Source organism: Sinorhizobium terangae, from assembly GCF_009601505.1.
GTDB lineage: Bacteria > Pseudomonadota > Alphaproteobacteria > Rhizobiales > Rhizobiaceae > Sinorhizobium > Sinorhizobium terangae.
In genome coordinates, this window is the sequence record NZ_WITC01000092.1 from 1 (window position 1) to 5,243 (window position 5,243).

Sequence of the window (5,243 nt, forward strand, 5' to 3'; positions counted from 1 at the left end):
GCATTGGTGCCGCGCGGCCGCACGCGGGCTATTGCTGTTCGTCGAACGGCGGGTAGCCATCGTTTTCTTCGATGTCCTCGTCGATCTTCTCGGCCGCGGCCGTCAGAGCAGCTTTGACGTCGCCGCCATTGAAGATCTCGTCGACTGCTCCCATGAAGGCCGAGGTGATGATCGGATAGGCCGGATGCGGCGGCCGTGCGATCGCCGTCTTCGATGCCTGCTCGAAGGCGACGGCCATCGGGCCGCCGTTAGCGTAAAGCGGCGAATCGGCGGCGAAGCTCTTCAAACCGGGATAGGCGGAATCCTCCTTCGCATAGTCGCGGAGTGCCTTGTCCTTGAGCATGAAGCTGACGAACTTGCCGGCGATCTCCGGATGCTCGGACGCCGTGGTGATGCCCCAGATCCAGGTGCCGTTGGGGCTTGCGCCCTTCGGCCCAAACTTCGGCAGCGGCATGACGACGATATCGTCCTTCATCGTGGCGGCAGCCTCCGCATAGATCCAGTGGCCCCCGAGCGCGAGCGCCGCGGGATGACCTTCGGCGAAGAACTGGTTGGTGCCGGAGGATTGCGGCACGACCCAGCCGTTCTTCACCCATTTCTGCATCATCGTCAGCGCATCGACGCAAGCATCGCTGTCGAGCGTGCCCACGGATTTCCAAGCCTTGCGGTCGATGAGGTCGCAGCCCGCCGATTGCAGGATGGGGCCGTAGGCATAGGTGATCCACTCGGTCTTGATGCCGTAGCCACGGAACGTGTCGATCGGCCATTTGACGCCCTCGAGCTTCGAGAGCTTTTCGAGGTAATCCTCGAATTCCTCCCGCGTCCAGGCGTCGTCCACGCCATTCGGGATGCGGGCGCCGATCGCTTCGAGATATTTCCTGTTGCCGTAGAGCACGACCGAGGAGTCGGTGAGGCCGACGGCGTAGAGTTCCTTGTCGATCGGATAGGTGCCCTGTGCGACGTTGGACTCCGTCATGTCGTCGAGGATGTCCTTGTCGATCAGCGGCTTGATCGGCTGCAGGTAGCCCGACCAGACGTAGTTTGCGAGGAACGGCGCGTCGAGTTCCATGACGTCCGGCAACTGCTTTGACATGACGGCGGCGCTGAACTTCTCGTTATAGGCGTCGTGGGGAGCATAGATGAGCTCGATGTCGACATCCGGGTTCGCGGCCTCGAAGCGCTTGGCGACTTCGCCATAGGTCGAGACCCAGCCGGGGTCTCCCTGGTGCATCACGTGAATGACGGTTTTTGCTTCGGCCAGGCCTCCGAACGCGACCGATGCCATTAGGAACGAAAGTAAACGATTACCCATCATTGTTTCTCCTCCTCAACGGGGTTTTACGTGGCTACTGATTTATACGGATGACCGCTCCACCAGCTGGAACGGAAGCTTGTGCAACTCGCCCGGTGTCGTGTCGCCGCCAAGCAGGATGTCGGCGGCCAGCCGGCCCATCGCCCGATGCGGCAGGGCCATGGTCGTCAAGGGCGGATCGAGACGTGAGGCGATATCGACCTGGTTGTCGAAGCTGGCCACGGCGACGTCGTCGGGGATCTGCGCGCTAACGCGGCGCAGCGCCGCATAGGCCTCCATCGCCACACGGTCGTTGCCGCACAGGATCGCGTCCGGGCGGTCCGGTCCACGCATCAGCTCGGTAATGTGGGAAAGAACGAGGCTATGCGCCCTATCGCTGTAAATCGCCCTGCGAACAGCCGGCAATACGCGGGCGCCGGCGCCATCGAGGCCCGCCTCGGTGATCGCCTGTCGGAAACCGGCCTCGCGCAATTCGCCGGCGAGCAGGCCGGGCAGGTTGATGAAGGCGATATTCTTTCGTCCGGCCTCGACCAGATAACTGGTGATGTCACGGGCGGCGCCAAACTCATCCGGTACCAGTGAGGTCACCCGGTCGTTCGCTTCGCGGCAATTGACCATCACGCCGACTGTCTCAAGAAACTCCTCCGGCAGCGCGACCGTTTTGTGGTACATGGCGGCATAGGCGATCGCCCGCGGCCGAAAGCGGCGCACTTCCTCGATCACCGCGCCAAGGTCGCGGCTGCCGTTCACCGTCATCGCAAAGACGGCCATGTCAGAGGCTCGCGCCGCACCATCGAGCCCGCGGATGATTTCTGTCGCGAAGGGCGAGGTGATCAACTCGTCGGCAACGACGCCGATCAGCGGCATCCAGCCCTGCCGCATGCTGCGTGCGGCGAGATTGGTGACGTAGCCGAGTTCCTCGGCTATCTCCTTGATGCGCTGCCTGGTCGTCTCAGCCATACGGGCCGAGCCGCCATGCAGCGCACCGGAAACCGTCTTGACGGAGACGCCCGCACGTTCGGCAATGTCGTTGAGGGAGACGGTCACGGCTTCACCTAGGGTTATCGATTACCCAGTGGTAACATTCGCGGAGGCTTAAGTCAAATACCTGCCAGCAAAGCGACGCAGGACCATGCCCGCGCCGGCCGTGCCTGGGCCGATCGGATAGACACTGCCCTGGATGTCCTCGAAGGTCTTGCCAACCAATCATTCTTTGCGGTGATTTCCATCCGGCGGAAACGCCAATGGTTGGCTGTCATACTCACATCGTTACCTAGCCTCTATTGGTCATGAGCAGGATCCAGCCGCAAGGTCTGGCTTGTCCGCATCGCGGCCATTCATCGGGTCCGTTGTCGACTTCCGCTTCGGGTGGAGGGACTAAGCCGCTCGCGCGGCAATGGCGCTTGTGGCTGGCGGTGCGTTTCCTGATCGACGTCGGTTCTTTGTGTCTCGGGTTCCTGGCCTGACGATTGAGACTTCTCAATCTGATGGACAGGAGGGTCCGATGACAGAGGAGAAGACCACCGCGCTGCGTGAGCGGATGATCGAGGACATGCGCATCCGCGGGATGGGCGACAAGGCGCAGCAAGGCCACATCCGGGCGATCAAGGATTTCGCGGCCTTTCTGGGGCGCTCACCCGACACGGCGACGCCGGAGGAGTTGCGGGCCTACCAGCTACACATGACCAATGCCGGGGTGACGCCCTCGACATTCAATGTCCGGATCATCGCGCTCAGGTTCTTTTTCGGGATCACCTGCGGGCGCGAGGAGATGAAGCGGTACATGCAGTTCCAACGCAAACCGCAGAAGCTGCCGGTCGTCTTGAGCGTCGAGGAGGTCGCCGACCTGCTGGCCGCGGCTCCCGGGCCCGGGCTGAAGTATCGGGCGGCGCTCAGCATCAGCTATGGCGCCGGGCTGCGGGCGTCGGAGGTGTGCCACCTCAAGGTCACTGACATCGACAGCGAGCGCATGCTGATCCACGTCGAAGAAGGCAAGGGCGGCAAGGATCGCAAGGCCATGCTATCGCCGGGCTTGCTGGATCTGCTGCGCGATTACTGGCGGGAGGCGCGTCCGCGGGGATGGTTGTTTCCCGGCAAGCCGAAGATCAATCCGATCTCGCCGCGCCAGCTCAACCGGGCCTTCACCGCGGCCAAGCACATGGCGGGCATCGCCAAGCCCGCAACGCTGCATACCCTGCGCCACAGCTTCGCCACGCATCTGCTGGAGGCGAACACCGACGTGCGGGTGATCCAGGTTCTGCTCGGCCATGCCAAGCTGAGCAGCACCGCCCGCTACACCCACGTCGCCACCAAGTTGATCCGCGACACCATCAGCCCGTTCGAGCGCCTGAAGCAGTTGGAGGATCTCACCCTGAGGCGTCGGCTGGAATGAAGCGCGCGCCGGGGTGCCCCGGCAAAAGCTGGAGATCGCTGACATCTTCCGAGCCTATGGGCCTGCGTGGCGGCGAGCCAATGCCGGGCATGTCAGCCTGACCCAGCTCAAGGTCATGGCGGCGATCGAAGCCTGCCGAACCGAGGCGCTCGGCGGGCATGTGGCGGCTTGCACCAAGTGCGGGCATAACCACATCGCCTATAATTCCTGCAAGAACCGGCACTGTCCGAAGTGCCAGGGCCCCGCGGCGCGCGACTGGATGGCCGCCCGCGCCGAAGACCTGCTGTCGGTCGAGTATTTCCACGTGGTCTTCACCCTGCCGGCCGAGATCGCGCAGATCGCTTACTGGAACAAGAAAGCTGTCTACGACCTGCTGTTTCGGGTATCGGCCGAGACGCTGAGCACTATCGCCGCCGATCCCCGGCAGCTTGGCGCGCACATCGGCATGACCAGCGTGCTACACACCTGGGGATCGGCGCTGATCCATCACCCGCATGTGCACATCATCGTGCCCGGCGGCGGGCTGTCGCCGGATGGCACGCGGTGGATCTCATGCCGCCCCGGGTTCTTCCTGCCGGTGCGGGTTCTGTCGCGACTGTTCCGGCGGTTGTTTATCGCAGGGCTGCGGGCACTGCATTGCGCCGGCGATCTGAGGTTCTACGCTGATCTGACAGCTCTCGCAGAGGCTGACGCGTTCGCCGCCTGGCTGTGCGCAAATCAGAATGGGTCGTCTATGCCAAGCCGCCGTTCGGCGGTCCCGAAGCGGTGCTCGCCTATCTCAGCCGCTATACCCACCGGGTGGCGATCTCCAACAGCCGTCTGATCAGCGCCGATGCCGAGACCGTCACCTTCCGCTGGAAGGACTACCGGATCAAGACCGGCGACCGTCAGAAGGTGATGCGGCTGGCCACCGACGAGTTCATCCGCCGCTTCCTGCTCCATGTGCTGCCCGACGGTTTCCACCGCATCCGCCATTACGGCCTGCTCGCCAGTGCGGGCCGCAAGACCAAGGTCGCAAAGATCCGCGCTCTGCTCGGAGCGGAAACGGCCAAACACAATGATCCGCCAAGCGCTGAGACGATCCCGCTCACTCTGAGACAGCCATGCCCCGAGTGCGGTGGCCCGATGCGCATCATCGAGATCTTCCGACGCGGTCAGAAACCCAGAGCCCGGGCGCCACCGAGAAAGCAGGCCGCATGACAAGGTGCCCGTCACATTGGCCAAAGCCGACCCGAAAACACTCTGCATTCCGGGATCGGATCGCTTTGCGCCCAATAACACTGAGCATCGCAAAAGCGTCGAAATCGGCACCAACGAGACCGCCAGATCTGCTTCCGATCATCGCCTCCCACACCCTCGGGTCGGCGCCTTTGCGTCTGTCGGCAGCGCCGAAGTCCACAACAGACGCCCGCGGCCCCGCGCTTTCCCCATAGGTCCCACCCAGCCTCCGCGGCTTCCTCCTTCCAAGGTTTGTCAACGCGGGCCGCCCAACGCCAGCGGCAAACGTCGCGCTGCGGCCCGCATCGAAAAACCTTCAGG

Annotated in this window: 3 protein-coding genes and 1 pseudogene; 2 read left to right on the top strand and 2 right to left on the bottom strand. The window is 63.3% G+C overall.

Annotated elements, in window-relative coordinates; translation table 11 throughout:
- Positions 1-28 precede the first annotated feature (28 nt).
- Positions 29-1,312 (bottom strand): ABC transporter substrate-binding protein, encoded by a 1,284-nt coding sequence (locus GHK62_RS22035; RefSeq protein ID WP_153441225.1) that lies wholly within the window; start codon positions 1,310-1,312, stop codon positions 29-31.
- Between the two features lie 42 nt (positions 1,313-1,354).
- Positions 1,355-2,359: a LacI family DNA-binding transcriptional regulator gene (locus GHK62_RS22040; protein WP_184109057.1), complete on the bottom strand. Its 1,005-nt coding sequence runs from the start codon at positions 2,357-2,359 to the stop codon at positions 1,355-1,357.
- A 457-nt stretch (positions 2,360-2,816) separates the two neighbouring features.
- Here GHK62_RS22040 and GHK62_RS22045 point away from each other — a divergent pair, with 457 nt between their 5' ends.
- Together GHK62_RS22045 and GHK62_RS22050 are read left to right on the top strand one after the other, a co-directional pair.
- Positions 2,817-3,704, top strand: a complete 888-nt coding sequence (locus GHK62_RS22045; RefSeq protein ID WP_153437046.1) for a tyrosine-type recombinase/integrase — start codon at positions 2,817-2,819, stop codon at positions 3,702-3,704.
- A gap of 13 nt (positions 3,705-3,717) precedes the next feature.
- Positions 3,718-4,904 (top strand): annotated as a pseudogene (locus GHK62_RS22050) (IS91 family transposase).
- The last annotated feature ends 339 nt before the right edge of the window (positions 4,905-5,243 follow it).

Bases quoted from the DNA above. Each gene is read 5' to 3' on its own strand.
- GHK62_RS22035 (WP_153441225.1), bottom strand. From the start codon at position 1,312: ATGGGTAATCGTTTACTTTCGTTCCTAATGGCATCGGTCGCGTTCGGA.
- GHK62_RS22045 (WP_153437046.1), top strand. From the start codon at position 2,817: ATGACAGAGGAGAAGACCACCGCGCTGCGTGAGCGGATGATCGAGGAC.